The organism is Nocardia sp. NPDC004151 (assembly GCF_042874235.1).
GTDB lineage: Bacteria > Actinomycetota > Actinomycetes > Mycobacteriales > Mycobacteriaceae > Nocardia.
The window spans coordinates 306,054-332,004 of record NZ_JBIAMR010000002.1; the positions used below are offsets into that span (position 1 = coordinate 306,054).

Here is a 25,951-nt window from a genome sequence, read left to right on the forward strand (position 1 = left end):
GGTATGAGGTGTGGGGCGGGCGGAGTCTCTACCGTCGATGGCATGGGTGGAAAGTTGTCAGGGCAGGCCCGGGTGGCACGGGCAAGGCAGTGGTTCGACGGGTTCACGGTGCTGCTCGCGCTCATCTTCATCGCGGTGGCGTGGCCGACACTGCATCTGACCCACAAGGTGCCCGCGGCCGCGGCACCGTTCATCGCCGGGTTCGCGGCGTTCCCGATCCTGCTGGTGCGGGTGAATCCGCCACTGGGATGGGCGGTTTCGGCCGGGTCGGCGCTGCTGATCACGCTGGCCGTGCCGCATCAGCCGGGAAACACCATCCCATTCCAGGTGGTGCACATTCTGGCGCTGTTCGCCCTGGTGTTCGCGGTGGCGGTGCGTGCGCCCATCCGGATCGTGGGCGTGGTGTGGCTGTCGACCTCGCTGCTGTTCGCCACCGCCATGGCCCAGACCGGCGACAGTTTCGCCGAGTCCGGTTTCGGCTGGCCGCTGGCCATCACCGGGCTGGTGGTGTTCGGCCTGCTCATCCGGTGGGTGGTGCTGTCGCGGCGGGCGCTGCTGAAGTCGGAGGAGGAGACCGAGCTGGAGCGGGCCCGGCGCGCGATCCTGGAGGAGAAGGCGCGCATCGCCCGCGACCTGCACGACGTGGTGGCGCACCACATGTCGATGGTGGTGGTGCAGGCGCAGACCGCGCCCTACCGGATCGACGGGCTCTCGGCCGAGGCCCGCGCCGAATTCGAATCCATCGGGACGGGTGCGCGGGCCGCGCTCAACGAGATTCGCGGCATGCTGGGCGTGCTGCGCAGCGACGGGCAGCTGCCCGAGCACGCGCCGCAGCCCTCCGCCGCCGACCTGCCGGGCCTGCTGGAGGGTGCGCAACGGGCCGGGGTGCCGCTCACCTGGACCGTCGACGGCGAGCTCGGCGCGGTGCCGGAGACCACCGGGCTGGCGCTGTACCGGATCGTGCAGGAGTCGCTGGCCAATGCCTCGCGGCACGCGCCGGGCGCGGCGGTGCGGGTGCGCATCGCCTGCACCCACGAACTCACCTTGACCGTCGGCAATGATCGCCCGATCGCGGTGCGCGCCGGCGACCACTCCGCCGCGGCGGGCTCCGGAATCGCGGGCATGCAGACCCGCGCGGCGGCGGTCGGGGGCGTGCTCACCGCGGGACCCCGGCCCGACGGCGGCTTCGAGGTGCACGCCCGGCTGCCCTTGACCGCTCTCACGCCCGTCACGCTGTAAACCCGGTCCCTACCCGGCCGGGGTGCGAAGTTGTCTTCGTGACGGCCGTTCCGCCCCCGGCATGGCAAACTCGGTTGCGTGCGTGAGGTGGGACTGTGGCGATAACCGTGTTGATCGCCGACGACCAGGCGATGGTGCGGCAGGGATTCGGGGCATTGCTGGCCGCGCAGCCCGACATCAGCGTGATCGGTGACGCTCCGGACGGGAAAGCCGCTGTGGCCGAAGCGAAACGGCTGCGGCCGGACGTGGTGCTCATGGACGTCCGCATGCCCGAGATGAACGGGCTCGACGCGGCCAAGGTGATTCTCGACGCCGGATTCGACCCGCCGGTGCGGGTGCTCATGCTCACCACCTTCGACATCGACGACTACGTGTACGAGGCGCTCGGCATCGGCGCCAGCGGCTTCCTGCTCAAGGACGCGCCCGCCGAGGAACTGGTGCGCGCCGTGCGGGTGGTGGCCGCCGGGGACGCGCTGCTGGCACCCACCGTGACGCGCCGGCTCATCGCCGACGTCACCAGCCGCCGGACCCGGCGCGCGCCCGCCCCGCAGCTGTCGGTGCTCACCCCGCGCGAGCGGGAGGTACTGGAACTGGTGGCGCGCGGCATGTCCAATGCCGAGATCGCCGAAAGCCTGTTCGTGGCGGAACAAACCGTGAAGACGCACGTGTCGAAGGTGTTCACCAAACTGAACCTGCGCGATCGGGCGCAGGCCGTGGTGCTGGCCTACGAATCCGGACTGGTGACCCCCGGCTGACCTGCCCCGACAGCGTTTCGGCGGGTAGGCTCACGGATTTGTACGTCACCGGAAGGGGGTCGTGGACAGTGCTGAATGGCGGTGACGTGTTCGCCGGGTTCACCATCGAACGACTGCTCGGTCAGGGCGGGATGGGCTCGGTGTATCTGGCCCGGCATCCGCGCCTGGGCAAGCTGACGGCACTGAAGCTGCTGAACCGGGAACTGTACGCGGACACCGAGATCCGCGCCCGATTCGAGCGCGAGGCGGATCTGGTCGCGCGGCTGGATCACCCCAATATCGTGGAGGTGTACGACCGCGGCACCGAGAACGAGATGCTGTGGATCTCCATGCAGTACGTGGACGGGGTCGACGCGGCGGGCGTGAACGTGGCCACGCTGCCCCCGGAGCGCGCGGTGCAGGTGATCGAGGGCGTCGCCGACGCTCTGGACTACGCGCACGGGATGGGCGTCCTGCACCGGGATGTGAAGCCCGCCAACATCATTCTGGCCCGCGCCGTCGCCGGTCACGGTGAACGCGTCTTCCTCACCGACTTCGGCATCGCCCGCCTGCGCGAGGACTCCACCCACCTCACCCAGGCCGGGATGTTCACCGCCACCTTGGCCTACGCCTCGCCCGAACAGATGACCGGCGCCCACCTCGACCCCACGACCGACCAGTACTCCCTGGCCTGCGCCCTGTACTGGCTCCTGATCGGGGTGGGCCCCTTCGATTCCCCGCACCCCGGCGAACTGATCCGCGGTCACCTCCAGCTCCTCCCGCCCCCGGTCAGCCTCCGCCGGGCCGGCCTCTCCCCGGCCATGGACGCCGTCCTCACCAAGGCCATGGCCAAACGCCCCGCCGACCGCTTCCCCACCTGCACCGATTTCGCCAAGGCCGCCCGCCGGGCCCTCTCCGGCCCCCCGGCCCAGCACCCCGCCTACCCGAACCCGCCCGCCCCCCAGCCGAACTACGCCCAGCCCTACCCCGCCCCGCCGTACCAGGTCCCAGCCGCCGCCTACCCGCCCCCGGCGGTCCCCCCGACCCAACAGCCCTACCACGCGCCGCCCGCCGCCGCCCAGCCTCCGGTCGCACCGAACTACCCGGCATCCCAGCAACCGGCCGCGGCACCCAATTACCCCGCGCCGCAAGCGCAGTCCGGCCAGCCGGTGTTGCCTCCGCCGGTAGGGCCCGCCTATCCGGTGCCGCCGCCGTCCCCGGCCGCGCCCTCCGCATATCCCGCGCCACTGCAACCGGCCGCCGGGACACCGGTCCTCCCGTCGCCCCACGACGCGGACCATGTCGGTTCGGGTCCAACCGTTCGCCCGCACCCCCAAGCGCCGGAGCCCGCTGCCGCCGGTCCTTCCATGCCAGCGCAATCGGCACCCGCGGGCGCGCCGCCTTTCCTCGGGTACACGCCGCAGGCCCCGGGGCAGCCGGAGGCTCGGGTTCAGGGGCCATCCCGGGCAGGCGGCGCCGGTAACCCAGCGGCACAACAAGTCCCGGGTGCGCCGCAGACTCCTGCGGTCGCCGTGCAGCCCGCCGGGGTGGCCGATCAGGTCGGGTCGGCGCCGCGGTATCGGCCGCAGCCGTCGGGGGATGAGGTGTGGCAGCGGCCGACCGATGTCGTTGCGCAGCCGGTGGTTTCGGTGGCTTCTTCCGAAGAGGAGGTCGAGAAGGCGGTGCATCGGGCGGAGTCGGCTGGTGGGGGCGTTGTCGCCGATTCGGCTTCGGAATCGTCTGTTTCGACGGATCTCGAGGCGGTGGTGGCGGATTCGCCGACCGACGCGGTGGACGGTTCCGGATCGACGGCTGGCGACGCGGCGCCGCACCCTGATGATTCGCTCGGCGGCGAGGCCGAGGACGCGCCCGAGGCGGTAACCGGCGGTGGGGACGAGGCGGGCGGGATGTCGCGGCATCCGGATTCGGGCGCGTTCGTGCCCGCCGGTGCGAACCCCGCCGCCGGGGGTGCGGTGCGGGCCGCGCCTGCGACGGAGTTCGTTGTGGCCGAGCCGGTTTCGAGTGGCGCCGGCGAGATGGCGGCCTCCGGGCCGGTGGGGATGCCGGGGCATCAGGGGTACGGACCGCCGCCGTTCGGGGTGGGGCCGGTGCGGCCGACGGTGATTCCGGCGGCCGGGCAGCGGGTGGGAGCCTCGCAGGCCACCGCGTTGGTGGTGCTGGGGCTCGCGGTGCTGGCGCTGGTGCTGCTGGTGGCCGTGGCCGTCGTGGTGGTGTCGGGCTAGGCGGCCCGGCCGGGGCGGTTCAGGAGCGGGGATATCGGGCGCGGTCGCCGAGGACCATTTGCCCTTTGTCGACGAGGATTTGGCGGGCTCGGCGGCGGACCAGGCAGTTGTCCACGGTGCAGAACTTGTGGATCTGCATGGCTTGATGGGCCTGGGGCAAACCCAGGTCGCCGGGGTCCATCGTGCAGTCGAACAGATACATCATGGGCGTCCACCGGGGGCAGCGCAGGGGCTGGACAGTTCGCGGTCCGGCGCTGGCGCTCGGTATGCGGCGCTGGTGCGCCGGGCCCACACAAGCCTACCGAGATTCCTTGCGCGCCACGCCGCAATCGGGTCCTTGTCACACCCGATCTCGGAGGTCGGCACGGGAGGGATTGGGTGCGCCCGGCTCGGGGACGAGTGGGTCCAGAGATGTCAGGGCTCCGGTTCTCACCGGGCGCGACTCAAGTCCAGCACCGTTTCGGCGAACCGACAATCATTGCCCGCGCGCGGTGGGAAACTTTCCGAAAGCTCCAGGTCGGCATTCATATCGCGTGGGAGCATCATTCGCAGTGACCGAAAACAGCCTTCGTGGGGGAGGATTCGATGTCCGATCATGGTTCGACTTTGCCGCGCCGGCAGCTGGGGAGGTACCTGCGGGAAGGCCGGATGCAGTGCAATATGACGATTGCCGAGGCCGCCGCGCTGATGGAGTGGAGCGAGTCCAAACTGCAACGTCTGGAAACCGGAAATGCCGAGAAGATCCGGGTTCTCGATGTCCGCGAATTGTGTCGGATCTACGACTTCGACGACGAATTCTGTTCGGCCCTGACCGGCCTCGCGCAACAGACCAGCGTCAAGTCGTGGTGGCACGAGTACGACGATCTGATACCCGAGGGTTTCAATGTGTATGTGGGCCTGGAGGCTTCGGCCCGCGACCTCATCTCCTACCAGCCGGAGATCATTCCCGGCCTGTTGCAGACCGCCGAGTACGCGCGGGTGCTGATCAATGATTACTGGCCGGATGCTGAGAGTGACCAACTGGACCGCCGGGTGCAGTTGAAGACCCGTCGTCAAAGCCTCTTGACGCGCAAGCGAAGTCCCGCGCACTTCGATGTGGTGGTGCACGAAACCGCACTACATCGCGTTGTCGGGGGTCCGCGCGTCATGGCGGGGCAGCTGCGGCGGCTGGCCGACATGTCGACTCTGCCGACGATCGCTGTTCGTGTACTACCCTTCTCGGCGGGGGTGCCGATCGGCCACACGGTGGGCCCGTTCGTGATCCTGGATTTCGGCCATGACGCGGGCAACCGCCCCCTCGAACCCACGGTCGTCTACCTGGAGAACTTTCTCGGCGACCTCTACCTGGAGAAGCAGGCCGCGGTCGACCGCTACCGCGAGGCCTACCAAGCGATTCAGCGCGCCGCGCTGGACGAGACGACGAGCAGAGACCTCCTGCGGAGGGCGGCGAAGGAGTACGCGACGTGACCGTCGAACCCGGCGTCCGGTGGTTCAAGAGCGCCCGCAGCACCGGGGCCAAGGAATGCGTGGAGATCGCGTTCCTGGCCGGCGGCGTCGGGGTGCGGGACAGCAAGAATCCCGGTGGTCCGGCGCTGGTGTTCCCGCCGGCCGATTGGGATCGCTTCACCACCGCCGTGGCCGCGGGGCGGTTCGACCACTGAGGCTGTGCGGGCCGCTGTCGTCGGTGTTCAGGCGGCGCGTGCGGCGGCGCGGGCGGAGTTGAGGGTGACCGCGGCGGCGTTCCAGATGGCGTAGCCGCTGACCGCGTAGGGGACCCAGGTGGGGTGGTGGATGACGAGCAGCACGATGGTGGCCACGGCCAGGGCGACCGCGCGGACCACGATGCCGTTGTGCAGCAGGGAGCGCAGCACCTGCGCGTCGATCAGGCTGGGGGACTTGACGCCGTTCATGAGTGTCGACCTTAGGTATCCGCGTGCGGCCCCCGAGGGGGCCGATCACGCCATGAATGGGACAAATTACGCGGCGGGCCAGTCGTTTTCGGTCTCGCCGACCTTGTTGACGTAGTTGGTCAGGGTCTGCAGGGCGACCAGGGCCACGATTTCGAGTACCTGCTCCTGGGTCCAGCCCGCGGCCAGCGCCTCGGCCGGATCGGCCTTGCCGCGGCTCTCGGTCAGCTCGCGCGCGAAGGCCACGGCCGCGGCCTCTTTCGTGTCCGCCGAGGTGCCCTGCTTGGCGGCCTCGATCTCCTCGGTGCTGAGCTTGGCAACCCGCTTGCCGGTGAAGGTGTGCGCGGCGACGCAGTAGTCGCAGTCGTTGGCCGCGCCGACGGTGAGCGCGATGCGCTCCGAGGTCGGGGCGGGCAGCGTGCCCTTCTTCAGCGCGCCGGCCAGCCCGAGGTAACCCTCCAGTACCACGGGCGCGTTCGCCATCACCTTGGTCATGTTCGGCACCCGGCCCATGCGCTTGCGGACCTCGTCCAACAGGGGTGCTTGCTCGATCGGAGTGATCATGACGTCCTCAACTTTCTAACGGGAGATCGTGCTTTCACACGTTAGAACATCATGGCTTCGGAAATCAATACCCGTTAGAATCGAGTCATGGTCGATCCCTTGGCACTTCGTTTGGCGAACACCATCCGCGCCACCAGCCGCGGTCTGACGGACGCCTTCGGCACCCGTGAATCCACCCGGGAATGGCTGGTCGCCCATGCCGTCGACGTCGGCGTGTACGTGGACCTCGAGGCCTGGCTGCCGACCGAGGACGACCGCGCCGCCCTGGTGGACCTGCGCCAGCAGGTGCGCGCGCTGTTCGCGGAATATGTTGCGCCGCATCCGCCCAGCTCCGCCGACGCCACCGTGCTGCCGCCCTTCCCCGAGTCGCTGGCCGCGATCAACCACGCCGCCGCCCCCGCGCTGCGGCTGCTCGAGTGGGACAGCGAGGGGCAGCGTCTCGAATACCGGCTGCTCACGAAGACCGAACTCGACACGGTCAAGGCCGGATTGGCCGATGCCGTCATCGAGTTCTTCGGGGGACCGCAGGCCGAGCAGATCCGTGTCTGCCCCGCCCCGCGCTGCGTGCGGTACTTCGTGAAATCCCATCCGCGCCAGGAGTGGTGCTCGGTGGCCTGCGGCAATCGCGCCCGCGCGGCCCGCCACTACGCCCAGCACCGCGACGACTGAGCCCACCACCGTCCCGGACGCCCTCCGTCCCGGGCTCGACCAGCGTCGCCTACTCGATCGCCGGACCGTGCCTTCCCGAGACGCGAAACGGCCCTCGCACCAACGGGTGCGAGGGCCGTCTCTCACGCTCGATGAGAGGTGTTCCGGCTCAGCCGAAGAAGGCGGCGGCCTCCCGATACCGATCCTGCGGCACCAGCTTCAGCTGCTTGGTGGCCTCCGAGAGCGGCACCAGTGCGATCTCGGTGCCGTGCAACGCCACCATCTGCCCGAATTGCCCGGCATGCACGGCTTCCGCCGCGTGCACGCCGAATCGCGTGGCCAGCACCCGGTCGTACGGCGTCGGCGTGCCGCCGCGCTGCACGTGCCCGAGCACGGTGACCCGAACCTCCTTGCCGATGCGCCGCTCGATCTCCGGCGCCAGCTGCTGGGCGACCCCGGTGAACCGGACGTGCCCGAATTCGTCGATCCCGCCGTCGCGCAGCGTCATGGACTCCGGATCGGGGTGCGCGCCCTCGGCGACCACGCAGATGAAGTGCGAATCCCCGCGCTGGAAGCGCCGTTTCACCATGGCGCAGACCTCGTCCACGTCGAACGGCACCTCGGGCACCAGGGTGAGGTGGGCGCCGGCGGCGATGCCGGAGTTGATGGCGATCCAGCCCGCGTGCCGCCCCATCACCTCGACGAGCATGACGCGCTGGTGGGATTCGGCGGTGGTGTGCAGCCGGTCGATGGCCTCGGTGGCGATGGCGACCGCGGTGTCGTGGCCGAAGGTGGTGTCGGTGCAGTCGATGTCGTTGTCGATGGTCTTGGGCACGCCCACCACGGGCACACCCTCGTCGGCCAGCCAGGAGGCGGCCGTGAGGGTGCCCTCGCCGCCGATGGGGATGAGCGCGTCGATGCCATTGTCGTCGAGGGTCTGCTTGATGCGGGGAAGTCCGGCGCGCAGGACATCAGGATTGGTGCGCGCGGTGCCGAGCATGGTGCCGCCCTTGGTGAGCAGCCGGTCGGTGCGGTCGTTGTTGAGGATCTGGATCTTGCGATCCTCGAGTAGTCCGCGCCAGCCGTCCTGGAAGCCCACGATGGCATCCCCCCAGCGGCCGTTCGCGGTGCGAACGACAGCACGGATGACGGCATTCAGGCCGGGGCAGTCTCCGCCTCCGGTCAAGACTCCGATGCGCATGGACCCCATCTTGCCCTGAGGTCGGTGGTCCGTGGGCTGCACCCCCGTGAACCGCCGGTTACGGTTCGCGGCGGTTCGTCCAGGCCGCTAGCCCGCCGCGCAGACGCCGCCCCGGAGCTCGTCGAGGTGCTTGCCGATCAGGGTGGCGACCTTGGTGAGAATGACGGTGCCGTCGTCGAAGGAGCCCGAATTGGGCTGGGTGGCAATCGCGATGGCGATCTGCCCGCCGGCGGTGGGAATCAGGCCCAGCTGCCTGACCAGGTAGTTCCCGCTGGTGTCGGGTCCCCAGCCGCCCTTGAACTCGGCCCCGTCCAGATTGCCCAGGCCCCAGCGCTGACCGGAGCCGACCTTGCTCATCAGCGAGGTGACCGCCTCGGATTCGGGCAGACACGGCAGTTTGGCCGCGAATTTGACCTGATTGGCCAATGACCAGTCGGCTTGTCCGAAGGCCGAGTAGTCCGATCGGGTGCGGGTGGCGGGCACTGTGGTGTCGGTGTCGCCACCCTCGCGAAGCACGTCCTGGACGGTCTGGGCGGCGACATCGGGCGAGCCCAACGCCTGCCACAGGGTGTCGGCCGCGCTGTTGTCGGAGTACTCGATGGCATTGATCGCGGCCGTCTGGTTGGACGAGCTCTTGCGCAGCGCGGCCAAGGTGAGCGGCACCTTCATGGTCGACCAGCCCGGTCCCGAGCTCCAATCGCCCAGCGCCACCGTGCGATCGCTGCCCACCGGCGTGATGGCCAGCCCCACCTTGCCCGACAGCGACGGCTTCAACTCGTTGACGAAATCCCAGGCCAGTGTGCCCGGCAGGGCGACCACGGTGGCCGGGACGGTGGCCCCGGGCGTCGCCGCGGTGCTCGTTTTGTCCGGCACCAGTACGGGTTTGCTGCTGCAGGCCGTCAGGGCGCCGAGTAGCAACACCAGGGCGCCGCGACCGGCGGTCCGGGCGAGCCGCCGCCGTCCGCGTGAAATCGGTGCGTGCACCCGTCAACCTCCATCTGCCCCGGCGTCCGGCGCGTTCCCTGTTCCTAGCGGACGCACCGGAACCCCGTCAATCTCAGGGATTGTCACGGTCCCGGAGGAAGCGGGTCAAATGCCGTGGGTATGGGTGGTTTTCGGTGGGCGCGCGGCCGAAAAGGGCCAGGGCGAGCGCAAACGGGTCAGCGCGAGCAGAGTCCGCCGCGTAGGTCGGGCAGGTGGTCGCCGACCAGCAGCGCCAGCTTGTCCATCATGTCGGTGGCGTCATCGAAACTGCCCGAGTCGGGTTCGGCCGCCAGCGCCACCGCCACCGGTCCGTTCAGCGTCGGGACGAGGCCGAACTGGCGGACGGTGTATTTGCCGGTGTCGTCGTCGGGACCCCACCCGCCCTTGAATTCCGCGCCGATCAGCCGACCCAGGCCCCAGCTCTGGCTGGGGGTGATCTCACTCATCAGCGAGACAACGGAATTGGCGCGCGGCAGGCAGGGCAGCCGGGAGGCGAAGTGCACCTGGTCGGCCAGCGACCAGTCGGTCGCGCCGAAGGCGAGCAGATCGTCGGATTCGAGTGCGGCCAGCTTGGTGTGGCGGGCGGCGACATCGGTGGCGACATCGCCGGCCTCGCGCAGGATGGACTCGACCGCCTCGGCGGCCTCGCTGCCGGTGCCCAGCGAGTTCCACAGCGTCTGCGCCGCATCGTTGTCGGAGAAGGTGATGGCGGCCTCGGCGGTGGAGCGCATGCCGGTGGGATCGTGGCGCAGTGCGGCCAGGGCCAGCGGCACCTTGATGGTGGACCAGGCGATTCCGGTGGTCCAGTCGCCCAGCTGGGTCATGTCGCCGCCGCCGACCGGCATCACCGCGAGGCCGATCCGGCCCTCCAGTCCGGCCTTCAGCTCGGCGAAATCCGCCGCGAACGCAAGGGTTTTCGGCAAACCGTACAGTTCAGGCAATTCGGGCGCGATCAAGGGCGGGGACTGCAGCTTCGAGCTGTCGCCGACCGGCTTGATCTCATCCGCCTGCGCCGAAGAATGGTGCACCGCACCGACATTCACACCACACCCGGACACGGCCAGGACGGCCGCCACCGCCAGCCCGCGCACAAAACCCTTGCAACAGGCCGGGATCGGATCAGTAGACATACACCACCGCGTTCTCACCACCAGCGCAGGTCACCAATTTGCCTGCGGCCGTGCAGTTCATCGTGTAAGACCGGCCCGTCACCGGACTCACTGCCACCACACTAACCGGCGACCCCGGCCGGCCAGTAGCCGTATCGGCATAAGACCGCCGAACCGCCTCCGCGAAAGGACAGGACGTGACCGTGTTCCCGATCGCGGAGTTGGCGAAGCCGCCCAGCGCCGCATACGTCGGTGGACACGGCGTAGCACCCGACGGCAGCTGGACCGCGTCGGATGTCGTGGTGGGCGCGACCGGGCTCGTCTGCTGTGAGCGCGGAGGCGTGGTTCCCGGAACACCCTGTGCTGCCGTCGTTATGGGGGTTTCGTTGCCGGAGCGGTCGAGGACTTGCCAGCCGATCGCACCGGCGATCGCGGCCAGCGCCACCACCAGCACGGCGATCGACACCGGCGCCGCCACCGACCTCTTGCGCCGCCGCCCCGGCTCCCGCGGCTCGGGCTGCACGATGGCGTGTTCGGAGGTCGGATACAGCGAGGGATCCGGCGCCGGCGCGTACGGGAAGTCCCGCTGCTGCGCCTGTGCGTGACCCCACACCGCCTGCTGCTGGGCATCCGGCGGCAGCGGCGTGTAGTGGAAGTCGCTGACCCGCACCCGGGTCGGGTCAGAGGGCGTGATGATCGGCAGATCGCTCGACGGCGAGGGATCCTCGGCGGCCGGGAAGGAGCCGGTGATGTACGCCGGGATCGACGTGGTGTTCGGGCGGCCGGGACTGGGCTGCCGCACGGTCGGATCGGTATTGCGGGCGGGCGGCGGGGTGCCGCCCGGCAGCATGGTCGTCGCCGGACCGGCCGGACCGCCGGTCGGCAGCACGGTGGTCGGGGGCGCGCCCACGGGCGGGCCGGGCGGCACGGTCCGGCCGGGCCGCGGCGGCTGACCCGGCGCGCCCTGGCCGCCGGCGCCCGGCAGGTTCGGGGGCGGGCCCTGACCGGCCAGCGCCGCGCGGGCGGCCCGCGCGAATTCGCCCGCGGTGTAGAAACGGTCGTTCGGGTCCTTGGCGAGCGCCTTGCCGATCACCGCGTCCAGGGCGGGCGGAATCCCGCCGCGCAGCATGCTGGTCAACGGCGGCGCCTCGGACAGGTGCGCGCGGATCAGCACGCTCATGTTGTCGGCCGGGAACGGCTTGTCGCCGGTGAGGCATTCGTGCAGCACGCAGCCCAGCGAGTAGATGTCGGCGCGGCCGGAGACCGGGCCCGCGTCGAACCGCTCGGGGGCCATGTAGGCGTAGGAGCCCACGGCCGTGCCGGTCATGGTGATGGTGGAGTCACCCTCGGCGCGCGCGATGCCGAAGTCCGCGAGATAGGCGAAATCCGCATCGGTGACCAGGATGTTGGCGGGTTTCACGTCGCGGTGCACCAGCCCCGAGTAGTGCGCGGCGTCCAGCGCGGCCGCCACCTGCTCGATGATCCCGATGACCCGCAGCGGCGGCAGCGCCCCCGAACCGTCCAGCAGCGAGCGCAGATCGCGGCCGCGCACCAGCCGCATGTCGATGTAGAGGACGCCGTCGATCTCGCCCCAGTCGTGGATGGGGATGATGTGCGGCTCCGCCAGCCGGGCCGCCGCCTGCGACTCGCGCCGGAAACGCTCCTGGTAGGAGGGATCTTTGGCGAGCTCGGCAGGCAGCAGCTTGAGCGCGACGACCCGATCCTTGGACGTGTCGTAGGCCTCGTAGACCTCGCCCATGCCGCCCTTGCCGAGCAGCGAGCGCAACTCGTACGGCCCGAACCTGCTCCCGGCCCGCGATGGCGCATCCACCCCGTCAAACCTCCACACTCTTGGGAGGGAAGCAGACGAGGACCCGCGACCCACCCCTCTAAGACGTGGATTCTCCCGGTGCGACTACGCCGTGGTCAAACGCAAAGACGATGGCGGCGGAGCGGTCGCGTAACCCGAGCTTCCCGAAGATATGTCCCACGTGGCTCTTCACCGTTACTTCGGAGATGCCGAGTGTGGTCGCGATCTCCGCGTTGACCCGGCCTCTGCCGATGAGTCCGAGCACCTCGAGCTCGCGAACCGTGAGCTCGGACAGGCGATTGCCGGCGGGCGCCGGGGTGGGACGCGCCGATCGGTAGGTATTCAGGACGCGCGGGGTGACGGTCGGGTCCAGCCACGAGCCGCCGCTCGCGACCGTGCGCACCGCGCGGATCAGATCCTCGGCGGGGGAGTCCTTGAGCAGGAACCCGGCCGCGCCCGCGCGCAGCGCGCCGGACAGCAGCTGGTCGTCGTCGAAGGTGGTCAGCACCAGTACCGGGGGCGCGTCGGGGGCGGCGCGCAGGGTGCGGGTGGCCTCGATGCCGCCGATCCGCTTCATCCGCAGGTCCATCAGGACCAGGTCGGGACGGTGGGCGGCGACCGCGGCGGGCACCTCGTCTCCGTCGGAGCATTCGCTCACCAGGAAACCGTCTCGGCGGCGCAGGATCCGGCGCAGTCCGCCACGGACCAGTTCCTGGTCGTCGACAACGAGGACGCCGATCAGTTCCTCGTCCGAGCGGTCGGTCACATACCCTCCTGGGCGGTCTTGCGGAACAGCGGTTGCAGTAGCGACTGCAGGTGGTCGTCGGCGGCGGTGAAGCCGCAGGGCACGGTCCCGGTCAGCGGGATGTGCGCGAACACCCGCCAGCCGTCGTCGTCGGGTCCCGCGGTGAGCCGCCCGGCCAGCGGCGCGACCCGCTGCCGCATACCGGAGATGCCCATGCCGTTCCCCGCCCGCGAGGCCGCCCCGGACGCCAGCGTATTGGTCACGGTGACCTCGATGTACTTGGGGTGCAACTGGATTCGCAGCCGCGCCTGCTCGCCGGGGGCATGCTTGGCGACATTGGCCAGCGACTCCTGGCAGATCCGGTACATGGCCAGGCCCACACCGGCGGTCACCGCGGACCGGTCGCCCTCGAGGCGATAGTCGACCGTCACCCCGGCGCGCACGAAGTCCGACACCAGTTCGTCGATGTCGTCGAGATCCGGCTCCGGCGCGAGCGTGGCGGGCCGGTCGCCGAGCAGGCCGACCGTGCGCCGGATATCGGCCATGGCCTGACGGCCCAGCCGTTCGGCGTCGGAGAGCGCGTCGATCGCCTCGTCCACGTCCCGATCGGTCTGCAAGGCGTGCCGGGCGGCCGTCACGTGCAGCAGCGTGATGCTCAGCGAATGCGCGATCACGTCGTGCACCTCGCGGGCGATGCGGCGGCGCTCCTCGTCGGCCGCCGCCTGCGCGCGAATGTCCTGGTAGTCGCGCTCCTGATACAGGTAGCGACGCTGATAGTTGAGCAGCTGGCCGGTGAACCAGGCGAACAGGATGCCCAATGCGAACCAGGTGAATCCCTCGATGTGCCCGATCGATTCGAAGAACATGAGCTCGGCGAACATGACCAGGGCCACCGGCACGCTCACCGCCGGGCCGGTGATGGCCGCGATCTCCCCGGCGATGATGATCAGGACCAGCGGCGCGACATCCAGCGGGACCGGCTGGGTCAGGAACAGCGCGGCGGCGGCCACGGTCAGCGTGGCCAGCAGCACGGGCCGCGGCTTGAAGTCCAGGATGATGCACGGCGGACCGGTCACGCAGATGAGCATCAACGCGACCACCGCGACGACGCCGGGGAAATACCCGGCCACCACGCGCTGCACGAAGGCCACGGTGGCGACCGTGCACATCATGGAATCCACCAGGATGGCCATCGACGCGGGGTAGTCGAACCCCGTCGACTCCACCCAGCGCTGATAGTCGGCGAACGGATTGCGTACGAATCGCCGGAACCCCACGCCGACGCGGCGCAGTCCCTCCAGCAACTCCTGCCCCAGGGCGGCGGGGGTGGCGCTGGTCACGTTCATTCTGCAAGGCTATCCGTCGAATCAGACGGCGTACATCGTCCGGCGGCAGGGGTCCGTCTCCTACCGGGGTAGGAGGTCAAGTCGCGTCCGCGGCACGAAGACAGGGGCGGCGGGCCGCTCGTAGTTTGGGGACAACAGCCGACACGTCCGCCACCAGCGGGCGTTCAACGAGAGGTTGGCGTCATGTCCTGGGCAGATTTTCACGCTCGCACCGACATTCTGCACACCGTCCTGGACCGGGCGGCGCGCCGCGACTTCGCACGGAATCCCTTGGACCCCAGGCTCTTCCACGATCTACCGGACCTGGACCGGCTCTTCGGCGGACCCGACGGCCTACTGCTGGCGCTGCGGAACCGGTGGGAGAACCACCTGACCGTGAAGCTCGAGAACGCAATGGAGAAAGGCATTCTGGCGCAGGAGGCGTACGCCGAACTCTGCGCCGAGCAGCCCGCGCTGCGCGCCCTGCTCGATGCCTACGACACCGATCACCTGTACCACCGCCGACCACGCCTGCGCGCGCTGGCCGGCTGACCGCACCACACCGATGGCACTGATCTTCGAGGGGTAGACCATGCTGGAATTGACCGACGTCACCAAGGAATACCGGGTGGGTGAGCAGGCCGTACGCGCCCTGGACGGCGTCAGCCTGCGGATCGGGGCGGGGGAGTTCACCGCGATCATCGGGCCCTCCGGCTCCGGCAAGAGCACCATGCTGCACCTGCTCGGCGCGCTGGACTCGCCGGACTCCGGGTCGATTCGCTTCCAGGACAAGGAGATCGGCGACCTGGACGACGACGCGCAGTCCGAATTCCGGCGGCACCGGGTCGGTTTCATCTTCCAGTTCTTCAACCTGCTGCCCACCCTCACCGCGTGGGAGAACGTCGCCATCCCGAAACTGCTGGACGGCACCGGCCTGCGCAAGGCCAAGCCGCGCGCCCTCGAACTGCTCGACCTGGTCGGACTCGGCGAACGCGCCGACCACCGGCCCGCGGAACTGTCCGGCGGGCAGATGCAGCGGGTGGCGGTGGCGCGGGCGCTGATCATGGACCCGCCGCTCATCCTCGCTGACGAGCCCACCGGCAACCTGGACTCCAAGACCGGGGCCTCGATCCTGCAACTGCTGGCCGACATCACCGAGGCGGGGAACTCGGTGGTCATGGTCACCCACGACATGGGGGCGGTGCGGTACTGCGATCGCGTGATCAACCTGCGCGACGGGCGGATCGGGTCCATCGACCGGGTCGAGCGGGGCGATGACGGGGAGGTCCGGACGGTTCCCGAGACCGATGCGTCCGAACCCGCCGGCACCGGTGCCGAGGCCGCCGTGAAGGGTGCTGCCGCCAACGGCGCCGGGGCGGTGCGCGCATGATCCGCGCCGCCTGGGACCGCCTGAAGCTGTTCAATATCGGCGAGCTGCTCGCCCACCGGGCCCGCACCATCATGGCCATGGTGGTGATGGGCGTCTCCGCCGGACTGCTGGTCTCGGTCTTCAGCATCTCCGGCTCCATCACCGGCTCGGTGGACAAACTCACCCACAGCCTCGGCGGCAAGGCCGCGCTCGAGGTCAGCGGCATCACCGACGCGGGCTTCGATCAGTCACTGCTGCAACAGATCCGGACCGTGCCCGGCGTCGAGACCGCCGCGCCGATGCTGCGGCAGTCCATCGGGGCCGACGACGACCGGGCGTTGCTGATCGGCGTCGACCAGTCCATCGCCCAGCTGGGCAGCGATCTCGGCGGCACGCTGAAAGACCAGGCGGGCAAGCTGCTCACGGTGCCCAACGGCGTGCTGGTCGGCGCTGCCATGGGGCACGGCGAGGGGGAGCGGTTCCAGCTCGGCACGGTGACCGCCACGGTCGCGGGCGTCATCGACGACGCCACCGCCGCGAAACTCAACGGCGGTCACATCGTGTTCGCGCTGCTGCCGGTGGCACAGAAGATCACCGGCCGGGCCGGGCACATCGACTCGGTGCAGATCGTGCCCGCCCCGAACACCGATGCGGGACAGCTGCGCTCGGACCTGACCGAGGCGGTCGCGGGCCGGGCCGTGGTCGCCGATCCGGACCTGCGCACCGCGCAGGCGGGCGGCGCCATCATGCTGGTGCGCTTCTCCACCCTCGCCTCCTCGGCGGCGGCGCTGATCGTGTCGACCTTCCTCATCTACAACGCCATGAGCATGGCGGTCGCGCAACGTCGTCCGACGCTGTCACTGCTGCGGGCCATGGGCGGCAAACGCGGGCCCATGGTGCGCGACCTGCTCACCGAGGCGGCACTGCTCGGCCTGGTGGGCGGTCTGGTCGGTGCGGTCATCGGAATCTTCATGGGCCGCACCGCGATCCATCAGCTGCCCGCGGCGATCGTGAACTCCGTGGAATCGCGCACCGAGTACGAGGTGCCCGGGTACGCGGTGCCGGTGGCGATCGCGGCCTGCGTGCTGGCCAGCGTCGCGGCCGCGGCTCTGGCGGCGCGGCAGGTGTACAAGGTCGCGCCCATCGAGGCGCTGGCCCCGGTCGGCGTCGGCACGGCCGACCAGGTGAGCCCGATCCTGCGCTGGTCCGCCGCCGCCCTCGGCCTGGTCATGGTGGGCGGCGGCATCGCGGTGGCCGAGCTGGATCTGGGCCGCTACTCGATCGGCGCGATCTCGCTGTCGATCGCCGGATCGGTGGTGCTGTGCTTCGCCGCCACCGGGCCCATCGTGCGCGCCGTCGCCGCGGTGGCCGGACTCTTCGGCGCACCGGGAGCCTTGGGCGCCACCACCATCGAACGCGCGCCGCGCCGGGTGTGGGCCACCGTCATGACGGTCATGATCGGCATCACCGCCATCGTCGCCATGGGCAATGCCAGCCGCAATATGGTCAGCGCCGCCACCGACAGCTTCGAGGGCCTGGGCCGCACCGACGTGTTCGTCAGCCCGACCGCCATGGAGCAGTTCCCCACCGGCCCGCTGCTACCCGCCGACCTGAAGACGAAGCTGGCCGCCATCCCCGGCGTCGGCGGAGTCGGCTCGGCGCAAATGGCTTTCGCGACCCTGGGCCGCGGCCGCGTCATGCTGCAGGGCTACGAGGACGGCGTCGCACGCACCTCGGCGCTGGACTCGGTGAGCAAGAGCGAGCAGGCCCGCATGGCCGCGGGCGAGGGCATCGTCATCTCCCGCGACGTGGCCCGCTCCCTCGGCGTGGAGGAAGGCTCCGAACTCACCCTGCCCACCCCGTCCGGCGAACACCGGGTGCAGGTGCTGCGGGTGGTGCCGTACTTCTCCGCCATCGCCGGGGTGGTCGTGCTCGACCTCGACATCATGCGGCAGTGGTACCAGCGGCCCGGCGAGACCATCGTCGGCATCGACTTCGCGCCCGGCGCGGACCCCGCCGCGGTGATGGCCGCCGTCCGCGCCGCCGTGCCCGCCGACATCCACGTCAGCACCGGACGGCAAGCGGTGGACGCGATCTCGTCGAGCGTTCAGCAGGGCACCGCGATCAGCGCCGCCATCCTCTGGATCGTGGTCCTGGTCGCCACCATCGCTCTGCTCAACACCCTCATGCTGTCGGTGCTGGAACGCCACCGCGAACTGGGCGTGCTGCGGGCCATGGGCACCAGCCGCCGCTTCCTGCTGCGGACCGTGCTCACCGAGGCCGCGGGCATCGGATTGACCGGCGCGGCCCTGGGACTGGCGATCGGGTCGGGCGTGCACTACCTGGCGACCGTCGCGCTCGGGCACGCCATCGCCATGGACATCGCCTATCGTCCCAGTCCACTGCTGGTGGCGTACGCGATCATCGCGCTCGGACTGGCCCTGCTCGGGGCGATTCCGCCCGCCCTGCGCGCCGCCCGGATGCCCATCGTGGAGGCCATCGCCGTGGACTGATCGGCGGGTAAATAGGATGGAGCGCATGAGCGCAGCGACCGTGGACTTGATGGACTACTCCGATGTCATCGACCGGTACGACCCGGTGCTCGGCATGGAGGTACACGTCGAGCTGGGCACCGCGACCAAGATGTTCTGCGGCTGCCCGACCGAATTCGGCGCCGAGCCCAACACCCAGGTGTGCCCCGTGTGCCTGGGCCTGCCGGGCTCGCTGCCGGTGGTGAACGAGAAGGCCGTCGAGTCCGCGATCCGCATCGGGCTCGCGCTGAACTGCTCCATCACCCCGTGGGGGCGGTTCGCGCGCAAGAACTACTTCTATCCGGACCAGCCGAAGAACTACCAGATCAGCCAGTACGACGAGCCGATCGCGCAGAACGGCTACCTCGACGTGGTCCTCGATGACGGCTCGGTCTTCCGGGTCGACATCGAGCGCGCCCACATGGAGGAGGACACCGGCAAGTCGCTGCACGTCGGTGGCGCCACCGGCCGCATCCACGGCGCCTCGCACTCGCTGCTCGACTACAACCGCGCGGGCGTGCCGCTCATCGAGATCGTCACCAAGCCCATCGAGGGCGCGGGCGAGCGGGCGCCCGAGGTGGCGCGCGCGTATGTGACCGCGCTGCGCGAGGTGCTCAAGTCCCTCGAGGTCTCCGACGTGAAGATGGAGCAGGGCTCGATGCGTTGCGACGTCAACGTGTCGCTGATGCCCAAGGGCGCCAAGGAATTCGGCACCCGCACCGAGACCAAGAACGTGAACTCGCTCAAGAGCGTCGAGGTCGCGGTGCGTTTCGAGATGCGTCGCCAGGCCGTGGTGCTGTCCTCGGGCGGCGAGATCCTGATGGAGACCCGCCACTTCCACGAGACCGACGGCACCACCTCGTCAGGCCGCATCAAGGAGACCGCCGAGGACTACCGCTACTTCCCCGAGCCCGACCTCGAGCCCATCGCGCCCGACGCCGCCTGGGTCGAGGAACTGCGCGGCACCATCCCCGAGTACCCGTGGCTGCGCCGCGCCCGCATCCAGTCCGACTGGGGCCTGTCCGACGAGGTGTTCCGCGATCTGGTCAACGCCGGCGCGCTCGACCTGATCATCGCGACCGTCGACGCGGGCGCCTCGGTCGACGCCGCCCGCTCCTGGTGGGTCGCCTACCTCACCGAAAAGGCCAAGGAGAGCCAGGTTTCGCTCGAGGACCTGCCCATCACCCCCAAGCAGGTCGCCGAGGTGGCCGGGCTCGTCGAGGCCAAGACCATCAACAACAAGGTCGCCAAGCAGGTCGTCGACTTCGTCCTCGCCGGTGAGGGCGAGCCCGCCCAGATCGTCGAGACCAAGGGCCTGGGCATGGTCTCCGACGACTCCGCCCTGCAGTCCGAGGTCGAGAAGGCCCTCGCCGCCAACCCCGACATCGCCGAGAAGATCCGCTCCGGCAAGGTCCAGGCGGCCGGCAAGGTCGTCGGCGACGTCATGAAGGCCACCCGCGGTCAGGCCGACGCCGCCCGCGTCCGCGAACTCGTGCTGGCCGCCTGCGGCGTAGCGGGCTGATCCAGCCCCAGGCACGATCGGCCGCTGCGTGTCGGCGGCGCTGACCGCGACACGTGCGGCTGGGGGCCGACCGGCGACAATCGGTGGCGCGCAGTGACTTCGCGTGCCGCTGGGTGGACTCCACTCACCGAACTCGGATCGGTGGCGCGCAGTGACTTCGCGTGCCGCCGGGTGGACCCCACCCACCGAACTCTCGTGCTCGGGGCGCGCGGCACCAGCCGCGCGCCCCGAGCGTTCTGAGTGATCATGAGCTTGACCCTCACACCGTGTGAGGCCCGAGCCTGGAGGAGTCATGTTCAGTATCGGAGACTTCGCCAGGTTCGGATCGGTGTCGGTGCGAATGCTGCACCACTACGACGAGATCGGGCTGCTACCGCCGTCCGAGGTCGACCCGTACTCGGGCTATCGGTTCTATGCGGCCGATCAGCTCGCCCGGCTCAACCGCATCGTCGCGTTGAAGGATCTCGGCTTCACTCTGCAACAGGTGGCCGAGATGCTCGACGGTCAGCTGTCCGCGGAACGGTTGCACGGCATGCTGCAACTGCGTCGCGCCCAGCTGGCCAATCAGGTGGCCGCGGACACCGCGCGACTCCAGTCCGTCGAGGCGAGGCTCCTGCGTATCGAAAGGGAGGGCGTCATGCCCGAGCAGGAAATCGTCGTGAAATCCCTGGCCCCCACGCTCGTCGCCGAAATGAGCGACGTGGCGGCCGAATCCGGGGAGGCCGCCGTCGGCCCGATCATCGAGCGGCTCTACCAGCGGCTGGGGACGTCGATCCCCGAGGCGGGACTCACCATCACCGGTGCGCCGGTCGTGTATTACGAAGAGCTGGAAGCGGGTCTGCGCGTCCACGTCGCCCACCAGGTCGCGGGCGCCGCCACCCCCGGCACCCCGTTCGAGCTGCGCGAGCTGCCCGCGATCACCCAGGCCGCCACCCTCGCCCACCGCGGCAAACTGTCGGAACTGTGCGTGTCCTTCGAGGCCATGGGCCGCTGGGCCGACGAGAACGGTTACGCCCCTTGCGCTCCCATCCGCGAGGTCTACCTCAACGCCCCCGGCGACCCCGCCTCCGCCGAATGGGTCATCGAACTGCAGATGCCGGTCGAACAGGCCGCTCGAGCCTGAGCCGGAATTCCGACCCCGCGCCGGAAAGCGCAGCGGCGCACAGCGAGTGCTGTGCGCCGCAGCGTGAGCCTGTGGCTAGTCCGGACCGTTGCTGCCGTCACCCTTGTTCGGCGGCGGGATCCGCACCACGCGATCGTCGTACTGGTTCGGATTGCCGTCGGGCTTGTTCACGGTGCCGACCCAGATATTGCCGTCGCCGCCGATCGCCGCGCCGTCGAGGCGGCCGTACTTGTCCTGCGCCAGCAGCGATGGCGCCGCTGTCACCGCGTGGGTGTTCTTGTCGGCCATGGCGATGGCCAGCGCCTTCTGATTGGTCATGGAGATCGCGACCGCATCCGTGGCGGCCGCGCAGCCCGCGACGCCCGGGTGATCGGGCCAGGTCCACGCCTTCACCGCCACACCGTCGGCGCCGATCCGCTGCAGCCGGTCCTCGGTGGCGGTGCGGTCGGTGATCCAGATCGACCCCTTGCCGTCCGAGCACACGCCGCCCGCCACCCCGATGCCGGACACCATCACCTCGGCGGCCGCACCGGGCGCGGGGGCGTTGACGCTCAGCAGCTTCCCGGCCAGCGAGCCGGTGTCACCGGCGAGTGCCGGGTTGCCCGCGTCACCGGTGAGCACCAGCATGCGGTCGGGCGCCGTGAAATCGATCGACCCGCGATTGCCGTTGGCGCCCTTCGGGATTCCGGTCAGGATCGGCTTGGGCGCGCCGCCGTCGGTGGAGATGCGCACCACCCGGTTGTCGCTCGGTGTCGTCACGTACGCGTAGACCAGGCCGTCCTCGCCGTAGGTGGGCGACAGCGCCAGCCCGGTCACGCCGCCGTCTCCGGCCGGGTCGACCTCCACCTTCGCCACTTCCACCGGCGCGGGCGGCTCGCCCTCGTCGGTGGCGACCACCTTCAGGATCCGCCCCGTGGTGCGCTCGGCCACCAGTGCGCTGCCGCCGTCGGGCAGCGCGACCAGACCGCCGGTGGTGTCCAGGCACGAGACCACCACGGCCAGATCGGGATCCACGCACGGCAGATCCGGACGCTTGGCATTGCTCGGCGGCGTCTTGGGGGTGGTGGTCTTGGGCTCGGCGTCCTGCCAGGTCGGCTCGGTGGTGAACGGGCTGGAGGCGCGATCGTCGAAGCGCGCGCACCCCGACAGCAGCACCGCGCCGAGCGTCATGCCCAGCACGACCCACCCGGCGCCCGCGCGGACCATCCGTGCACCCACCCCGACACGGTCAGCGGCAACCAGACTCATGGTGGAGACGTTACGGAAAACCTGCTGTCACCGCTCGGACGGGGTGTCGCAAAAAGGCGTGCCGTGGCGAAACACTCCACCCTGGCGTGAATCGGTCAGCGGACACGCCCGCGTTCTGCCGGGTGCCGGACGGTTGCGGCTAATACTCTGGCCCGGGTGACGAACAAGCCGAACGAGCCGTCCGCCGCGGCGGGCGACGCCACGCCCGCAGCTCCGCGCCCGGCCGGTGCACCGGTCCGCAGCCCCTTCGACTCGCCGACCGAGCAGTTCGCCGCCTCGTCCGGCGCGCAGGCCACCGAGACGATCGCGCCGCCCGCCGACCCCCTCGGTCAGGCCGCCGAGCAGACCGGCCAGGCCACCGAGCAGACCGGCCAGGCCACCGAACAACTCGGCCAGGTCGGCGGCCTGGCGACCGAGAAGATCGCGCCGCAGAAGGTCGGTCACGGCACCGAGCGGAATCTGCCGCGCACCGACGAGGAACTCGGCCTCGATCTGGACGTCCCGCTCTACTCGCAGGTCAACAACGCCATCCCGGGCGCGGCCGACAGCAGCACCGCCGAGCCGTCCCCGACCTACTCCTTCGCGAGCATCCCCGCGGCCCCGGCCGCGCCCCCGGAGAACAACGGCCGCCGCCGTCGCGACGACCGCCGCGGCACCCTGGACCTCGGACTCCTCTTGCTGCGCTTGGTCGTCGGCGGCACGTTCATCTACCACGGCCTGCAGAAGGCCTTCGGCTGGTTCCACGGACCCGGCTTCGACGGCATCAAGACCTCCATGGAAGGCGGCGGCTGGAAGCACGTCGACCTGGCCGCGCCCATGCTCATCGCGGGCGAGCTCGGCGGTGGCGTGCTGGTCGTGATCGGCCTGGCTACGCCGCTGGCCGCGGGCGCGCTGCTCGCGGTGATCCTGGACGCGTGGATGTGGAAGCAGGGCATGGTTCCCGGTTTCCAGTACTCCGCCAAGACCAACTCGGTCGAGATCGACTCGATCCTGGTCGGCCTCACCACCGCGCTCATCCTCACCGGCCCCGGCCGCTACTCGATCGACCGCAACCGCGCCTGGTCCACCCGCCCGTTCCTGGGCTCTATGGCCGCGTTCGTCGCGGCGGTGGCCACGGCCATCCTGGTCTATATCTACCTGCACGGCGGCAACCCGCTCACTGGTGTCGGCCCGTTCAAGTAGCGGCCGCGGCCGCGGACGGTGTGGCCATAGGCTCGAAAAACCAAGCGGCCGGGCTCGATCCACTGGATCGAGCCCGGCCGCTTCGTATCCGGGGTGCGGGGCGGGGGCCCCGCGGATCTCCTCGAGGAGTGTGGGGGCTTGCCCCCCCAGCCTCACTGGCGTGCGGTCCAGGCTTCCCACTCTTGGAAGGTCTCCTGGTGGAGCTGGAGCACCCGGCTCGACTTCGCGTCGATCTCGCGCTGCAGCAGCGCCCGGTGCGCCCCGATCCGAACCTGCTCCTCGGGAGTCGCCATGAACTCGGCATTGTCGAGGTCACGCACCTCGGCCGCGAGGGCCTCGGCGTCGGCGAGCAATTCGCGGGCCTCGGCATTGCGGGCGTCGGAGCGATGCAGCATCGCCGTGTAGTCGGCCAGCATGGATTCGGCCTTGCCGACGAATTCGGTCTCGGCCTGGCCGATGTATTCGATTGTCATTCCCTTGCTTTCTCGATTACGGCACGCGCCGGACGGCACCCTTGTCGGCGGAGGTGGCGAGCGCGGCGTACGCGCGCAGCGCGGTGGTGACCGGGCGCTCCCGGTTCACCGGCTGCCACGGCCGCTCGGAGGCTTCCATCTTCACGCGGCGCTCCGCGAGAACGTCCTCGGGAACCAGCAATTCGAGCGCGCGGGTGTGCACGTCGATGCGGATGCGGTCACCGTTCTCGATGAGTCCGATGGATCCGCCGCCGGCGGCCTCCGGGGACATGTGGCCGATGGACAGGCCCGAGGTGCCGCCGGAGAAGCGGCCGTCGGTGATCAGTGCGCAGACCTTGCCCAGGCCCACGCCCTTCAGGAACGACGTGGGGTGCAGCATCTCCTGCATGCCCGGACCGCCGCGAGGACCCTCGTAGCGGACCACGACGACGTCGCCGGGCTGGATCTCCTTGCCCAGGATCTTGGAGACCGCCTCCTCCTGGGACTCGACCACCACGGCCGGGCCCTCGAAGGTGAACAGGTCCTCGTCGATGCCGGCCGTCTTGAGGATCGCGCCGTCGGGAGCGATATTGCCGCGCAGCACGCACAGGCCGCCCTCGACGGTGTACGCGTTCGGGACGTCGCGGATGCAGCCGCCCTCGGCGTCGGTGTCCAGCGAGGACCAGCGGTTGGCGGTGGAGAACGGCTCGGTGGTGCGGACCCCGCCGGGCGCGGCGTGGAACAGCTGCACGGCCTCGTCGGACGCCTTGCCCGAGCGCACGTCCCAGGTGTCGAGCCACTCGTCGAAGGAGGCGGTGTGCACGGTGGTCACGTCGGTCTCCAGCAGCCCACCGCGGCGCAGCTCGCCGAGGATGGCCGGGATGCCGCCGGCGCGGTGCACGTCCTCCATGTGGTAGTCGGAGTTGGGGGAGACCTTCGACAGGCAGGGCACGCGACGCGAGATCTCGTCGATGGTCTGCAGATCGAAGTCGATCTCACCCTCCTGCGCGGCGGCCAGGGTGTGCAGCACGGTGTTGGTGGAACCGCCCATGGCCACGTCCAGCGCCATGGCGTTGCGGAAGGCCTTGGCGTTGGCCACGTTCCGCGGCAGCACCGAGGCGTCGTCGTCGCGGTACCAGCGGGTGGCGATGTCCACGATGACCTTGCCGGCCTTCTGGAACAGCGCGCGGCGGGCCTCGTGGGTGGCCAGGGTGGAGCCGTTGCCCGGCAGCGCCAGGCCCAGCGCCTCGGTGAGGCAGTTCATCGAGTTGGCGGTGAACATGCCCGAGCAGGAGCCGCAGGTCGGGCAGGCGGAGCGCTCGACCTCGCCGAGGCCCTCGTCGCTGACGGCCTGCGAGGCGCTGGCGGAGATAGCGGTGATCAGGTCGGTCGGGGCCTGCGCGACGCCGTCCACGATCACGGCCTTGCCGGCCTCCATCGGGCCGCCGGAGACGAACACGGCCGGGATGTTGAGCCGCATGGCGGCGTTCAGCATGCCGGGGGTGATCTTGTCGCAGTTGGAGATGCACACCAGCGCGTCGGCGGTGTGGGCGTTGGCCATGTACTCCACCGAGTCGGCGATGATCTCGCGCGAGGGTAGCGAGTACAGCATGCCGCCGTGACCCATGGCGATGCCGTCGTCGACGGCGATGGTGTGGAATTCGCGCGGGACGCCACCGGCCGCCCGCACCGCCTCGGCCACGATCTCGCCGACGTCCTTCAGGTGCACGTGGCCGGGTACGAACTGGGTGTAGGAGTTCGCGATGGCGACGATCGGCTTCCCGAAGTCGGAGTCGGTGAGGCCGGTCGCGCGCCAGAGCGAGCGAGCGCCCGCGGCATTGCGTCCGACGGTGGTGGTGCGTGAGCGAAGCGGTGGCATTGGTCCTCGGTTCGTGTCGCAGGGGGCTGTTGAGCGACTGTCCGGTGGCTCACGACACGAGAATTCGGGTCTCGCGACGTTCCTCCGGCGGGAATCAACGTTACTCCCGGCCTATGACCCCGATTACCGCCGGTGG

The 25,951-nt window shown here is 69.9% G+C and carries 24 protein-coding genes; 12 read left to right on the plus strand and 12 right to left on the minus strand.

Annotated elements, in window-relative coordinates; all coding sequences use genetic code 11:
• The first annotated feature begins 42 nt into the window (after positions 1-42).
• The 3 genes from ACFYTS_RS05065 to ACFYTS_RS05075 all read left to right on the plus strand — a co-directional run bounded on the left by ACFYTS_RS05065 (position 43) and on the right by ACFYTS_RS05075 (position 4,216).
• Positions 43-1,239, plus strand: coding sequence for a histidine kinase (locus ACFYTS_RS05065; protein ID WP_357279325.1), 1,197 nt, complete (start codon positions 43-45; stop codon positions 1,237-1,239).
• Positions 1,240-1,334: 95 nt separating this feature from the next.
• The gene (locus tag ACFYTS_RS05070; RefSeq protein WP_357096127.1) at positions 1,335-1,994 is read left to right on the plus strand and encodes a response regulator transcription factor; all 660 of its coding nucleotides are present in this window, start codon (positions 1,335-1,337) and stop codon (positions 1,992-1,994) included.
• A gap of 68 nt (positions 1,995-2,062) precedes the next feature.
• Positions 2,063-4,216, plus strand: a complete 2,154-nt coding sequence (locus tag ACFYTS_RS05075) for a protein kinase (RefSeq protein WP_387301439.1) — start codon at positions 2,063-2,065, stop codon at positions 4,214-4,216.
• 19 nt (positions 4,217-4,235) lie between these two features.
• Here ACFYTS_RS05075 and ACFYTS_RS05080 read toward each other — a convergent pair whose 3' ends face one another.
• Positions 4,236-4,421, minus strand: coding sequence for a hypothetical protein (locus ACFYTS_RS05080; protein WP_357279320.1), 186 nt, complete (start codon positions 4,419-4,421; stop codon positions 4,236-4,238).
• Between the two features lie 380 nt (positions 4,422-4,801).
• On the opposite strand from ACFYTS_RS05080, the gene ACFYTS_RS05085 reads away from it, so the two are divergent.
• Both ACFYTS_RS05085 and ACFYTS_RS05090 read left to right on the plus strand, forming a co-directional pair.
• On the plus strand, positions 4,802-5,683 hold the full coding sequence (locus ACFYTS_RS05085) for a helix-turn-helix transcriptional regulator (protein ID WP_357279318.1): 882 nt from the start codon (positions 4,802-4,804) through the stop codon (positions 5,681-5,683).
• Entirely contained in the window at positions 5,680-5,877 is a 198-nt protein-coding gene (locus ACFYTS_RS05090; protein WP_357096120.1) for a DUF397 domain-containing protein, read from the plus strand. The genes ACFYTS_RS05085 and ACFYTS_RS05090 overlap by 4 nt, the downstream gene beginning before the upstream one ends.
• Before the next feature lie 27 nt (positions 5,878-5,904).
• Here ACFYTS_RS05090 and ACFYTS_RS05095 read toward each other — a convergent pair whose 3' ends face one another.
• Together ACFYTS_RS05095 and ACFYTS_RS05100 are read right to left on the minus strand one after the other, a co-directional pair.
• Positions 5,905-6,126 (minus strand): hypothetical protein, encoded by a 222-nt coding sequence (locus tag ACFYTS_RS05095; RefSeq protein WP_357279313.1) that lies wholly within the window; start codon positions 6,124-6,126, stop codon positions 5,905-5,907.
• Between the two features lie 66 nt (positions 6,127-6,192).
• Positions 6,193-6,687, minus strand: coding sequence for a carboxymuconolactone decarboxylase family protein (locus ACFYTS_RS05100; protein ID WP_387301443.1), 495 nt, complete (start codon positions 6,685-6,687; stop codon positions 6,193-6,195).
• Between the two features lie 87 nt (positions 6,688-6,774).
• Here ACFYTS_RS05100 and ACFYTS_RS05105 point away from each other — a divergent pair, with 87 nt between their 5' ends.
• The gene (locus ACFYTS_RS05105; RefSeq protein WP_387301445.1) at positions 6,775-7,356 is read left to right on the plus strand and encodes a CGNR zinc finger domain-containing protein; all 582 of its coding nucleotides are present in this window, start codon (positions 6,775-6,777) and stop codon (positions 7,354-7,356) included.
• 148 nt (positions 7,357-7,504) lie between these two features.
• On the opposite strand, the gene ACFYTS_RS05110 is transcribed toward ACFYTS_RS05105, so the two are convergent.
• The 6 genes from ACFYTS_RS05110 to ACFYTS_RS05135 all read right to left on the minus strand — a co-directional run bounded on the left by ACFYTS_RS05110 (position 7,505) and on the right by ACFYTS_RS05135 (position 14,530).
• Positions 7,505-8,536: an ATP-dependent 6-phosphofructokinase gene (locus ACFYTS_RS05110; protein WP_357279305.1), complete on the minus strand. Its 1,032-nt coding sequence runs from the start codon at positions 8,534-8,536 to the stop codon at positions 7,505-7,507.
• Between the two features lie 87 nt (positions 8,537-8,623).
• The gene (locus tag ACFYTS_RS05115) at positions 8,624-9,520 is read right to left on the minus strand and encodes a hypothetical protein (protein WP_387301447.1); all 897 of its coding nucleotides are present in this window, start codon (positions 9,518-9,520) and stop codon (positions 8,624-8,626) included.
• A gap of 176 nt (positions 9,521-9,696) precedes the next feature.
• Positions 9,697-10,650 (minus strand): hypothetical protein, encoded by a 954-nt coding sequence (locus tag ACFYTS_RS05120; protein ID WP_387301449.1) that lies wholly within the window; start codon positions 10,648-10,650, stop codon positions 9,697-9,699.
• Positions 10,640-12,460, minus strand: coding sequence for a protein kinase (locus tag ACFYTS_RS05125; protein WP_387301451.1), 1,821 nt, complete (start codon positions 12,458-12,460; stop codon positions 10,640-10,642). The genes ACFYTS_RS05120 and ACFYTS_RS05125 overlap by 11 nt, the downstream gene beginning before the upstream one ends.
• A gap of 58 nt (positions 12,461-12,518) precedes the next feature.
• Positions 12,519-13,205, minus strand: a complete 687-nt coding sequence (locus tag ACFYTS_RS05130; RefSeq protein ID WP_357279295.1) for a response regulator transcription factor — start codon at positions 13,203-13,205, stop codon at positions 12,519-12,521.
• Positions 13,202-14,530 carry a histidine kinase gene (locus ACFYTS_RS05135; protein ID WP_357279292.1) on the minus strand — a complete coding sequence of 443 codons (1,329 nt, stop codon included), beginning with the start codon at positions 14,528-14,530 and terminating at the stop codon, positions 13,202-13,204. The genes ACFYTS_RS05130 and ACFYTS_RS05135 overlap by 4 nt, the downstream gene beginning before the upstream one ends.
• A gap of 183 nt (positions 14,531-14,713) precedes the next feature.
• Here ACFYTS_RS05135 and ACFYTS_RS05140 point away from each other — a divergent pair, with 183 nt between their 5' ends.
• From ACFYTS_RS05140 to ACFYTS_RS05160, 5 genes are all read left to right on the plus strand, one after another.
• On the plus strand, positions 14,714-15,061 hold the full coding sequence (locus tag ACFYTS_RS05140) for a hypothetical protein (protein ID WP_357279290.1): 348 nt from the start codon (positions 14,714-14,716) through the stop codon (positions 15,059-15,061).
• A 40-nt stretch (positions 15,062-15,101) separates the two neighbouring features.
• Positions 15,102-15,899: an ABC transporter ATP-binding protein gene (locus ACFYTS_RS05145; RefSeq protein ID WP_387301456.1), complete on the plus strand. Its 798-nt coding sequence runs from the start codon at positions 15,102-15,104 to the stop codon at positions 15,897-15,899.
• Positions 15,896-18,391: an FtsX-like permease family protein gene (locus ACFYTS_RS05150; protein WP_387301459.1), complete on the plus strand. Its 2,496-nt coding sequence runs from the start codon at positions 15,896-15,898 to the stop codon at positions 18,389-18,391. The genes ACFYTS_RS05145 and ACFYTS_RS05150 overlap by 4 nt, the downstream gene beginning before the upstream one ends.
• A gap of 25 nt (positions 18,392-18,416) precedes the next feature.
• Positions 18,417-19,931 carry an Asp-tRNA(Asn)/Glu-tRNA(Gln) amidotransferase subunit GatB gene (gene gatB / locus ACFYTS_RS05155; RefSeq protein ID WP_387301461.1) on the plus strand — a complete coding sequence of 505 codons (1,515 nt, stop codon included), beginning with the start codon at positions 18,417-18,419 and terminating at the stop codon, positions 19,929-19,931.
• Positions 19,932-20,223: 292 nt separating this feature from the next.
• The gene (locus ACFYTS_RS05160) at positions 20,224-21,054 is read left to right on the plus strand and encodes a MerR family transcriptional regulator (RefSeq protein WP_387301464.1); all 831 of its coding nucleotides are present in this window, start codon (positions 20,224-20,226) and stop codon (positions 21,052-21,054) included.
• A 75-nt stretch (positions 21,055-21,129) separates the two neighbouring features.
• Here the strand turns inward: ACFYTS_RS05160 and ACFYTS_RS05165 are convergent, their stop codons facing one another.
• A complete protein-coding gene (locus ACFYTS_RS05165) occupies positions 21,130-22,260 on the minus strand; it encodes a PQQ-dependent sugar dehydrogenase (RefSeq protein ID WP_387302069.1) in 1,131 nt (376 codons plus the stop codon).
• Between the two features lie 198 nt (positions 22,261-22,458).
• On the opposite strand from ACFYTS_RS05165, the gene ACFYTS_RS05170 reads away from it, so the two are divergent.
• Positions 22,459-23,484, plus strand: coding sequence for a DoxX family protein (locus ACFYTS_RS05170; RefSeq protein WP_387301466.1), 1,026 nt, complete (start codon positions 22,459-22,461; stop codon positions 23,482-23,484).
• Positions 23,485-23,636: 152 nt separating this feature from the next.
• Here the strand turns inward: ACFYTS_RS05170 and ACFYTS_RS05175 are convergent, their stop codons facing one another.
• On the minus strand, positions 23,637-23,957 hold the full coding sequence (locus ACFYTS_RS05175) for a hypothetical protein (RefSeq protein WP_357279276.1): 321 nt from the start codon (positions 23,955-23,957) through the stop codon (positions 23,637-23,639).
• 16 nt (positions 23,958-23,973) lie between these two features.
• The gene (gene ilvD, locus ACFYTS_RS05180; protein ID WP_387301468.1) at positions 23,974-25,815 is read right to left on the minus strand and encodes a dihydroxy-acid dehydratase; all 1,842 of its coding nucleotides are present in this window, start codon (positions 25,813-25,815) and stop codon (positions 23,974-23,976) included.
• Between the last annotated feature and the right edge of the window lie 136 nt (positions 25,816-25,951).

Excerpts from the sequence above, each read along its gene's own strand:
- ACFYTS_RS05135 (WP_357279292.1), bottom strand. The coding sequence starts at position 14,530 with ATGAACGTGACCAGCGCCACCCCCGCCGCCCTGGGGCAGGAGTTGCTG.
- ilvD (WP_387301468.1), bottom strand. The coding sequence starts at position 25,815 with ATGCCACCGCTTCGCTCACGCACCACCACCGTCGGACGCAATGCCGCG.
- ACFYTS_RS05160 (WP_387301464.1), top strand. The coding sequence starts at position 20,224 with ATGTTCAGTATCGGAGACTTCGCCAGGTTCGGATCGGTGTCGGTGCGA.
- ACFYTS_RS05105 (WP_387301445.1), top strand. The coding sequence starts at position 6,775 with ATGGTCGATCCCTTGGCACTTCGTTTGGCGAACACCATCCGCGCCACC.
- ACFYTS_RS05110 (WP_357279305.1), bottom strand. The coding sequence starts at position 8,536 with ATGCGCATCGGAGTCTTGACCGGAGGCGGAGACTGCCCCGGCCTGAAT.
- ACFYTS_RS05095 (WP_357279313.1), bottom strand. The coding sequence starts at position 6,126 with ATGAACGGCGTCAAGTCCCCCAGCCTGATCGACGCGCAGGTGCTGCGC.
- ACFYTS_RS05080 (WP_357279320.1), bottom strand. The coding sequence starts at position 4,421 with ATGATGTATCTGTTCGACTGCACGATGGACCCCGGCGACCTGGGTTTG.
- ACFYTS_RS05150 (WP_387301459.1), top strand. The coding sequence starts at position 15,896 with ATGATCCGCGCCGCCTGGGACCGCCTGAAGCTGTTCAATATCGGCGAG.
- ACFYTS_RS05145 (WP_387301456.1), top strand. The coding sequence starts at position 15,102 with ATGCTGGAATTGACCGACGTCACCAAGGAATACCGGGTGGGTGAGCAG.
- ACFYTS_RS05165 (WP_387302069.1), bottom strand. The coding sequence starts at position 22,260 with ATGGTCCGCGCGGGCGCCGGGTGGGTCGTGCTGGGCATGACGCTCGGC.
- ACFYTS_RS05085 (WP_357279318.1), top strand. The coding sequence starts at position 4,802 with ATGTCCGATCATGGTTCGACTTTGCCGCGCCGGCAGCTGGGGAGGTAC.
- ACFYTS_RS05120 (WP_387301449.1), bottom strand. The coding sequence starts at position 10,650 with ATGTCTACTGATCCGATCCCGGCCTGTTGCAAGGGTTTTGTGCGCGGG.
- ACFYTS_RS05140 (WP_357279290.1), top strand. The coding sequence starts at position 14,714 with ATGTCCTGGGCAGATTTTCACGCTCGCACCGACATTCTGCACACCGTC.
- ACFYTS_RS05175 (WP_357279276.1), bottom strand. The coding sequence starts at position 23,957 with ATGACAATCGAATACATCGGCCAGGCCGAGACCGAATTCGTCGGCAAG.
- gatB (WP_387301461.1), top strand. The coding sequence starts at position 18,417 with ATGAGCGCAGCGACCGTGGACTTGATGGACTACTCCGATGTCATCGAC.
- ACFYTS_RS05065 (WP_357279325.1), top strand. The coding sequence starts at position 43 with ATGGGTGGAAAGTTGTCAGGGCAGGCCCGGGTGGCACGGGCAAGGCAG.
- ACFYTS_RS05100 (WP_387301443.1), bottom strand. The coding sequence starts at position 6,687 with ATGATCACTCCGATCGAGCAAGCACCCCTGTTGGACGAGGTCCGCAAG.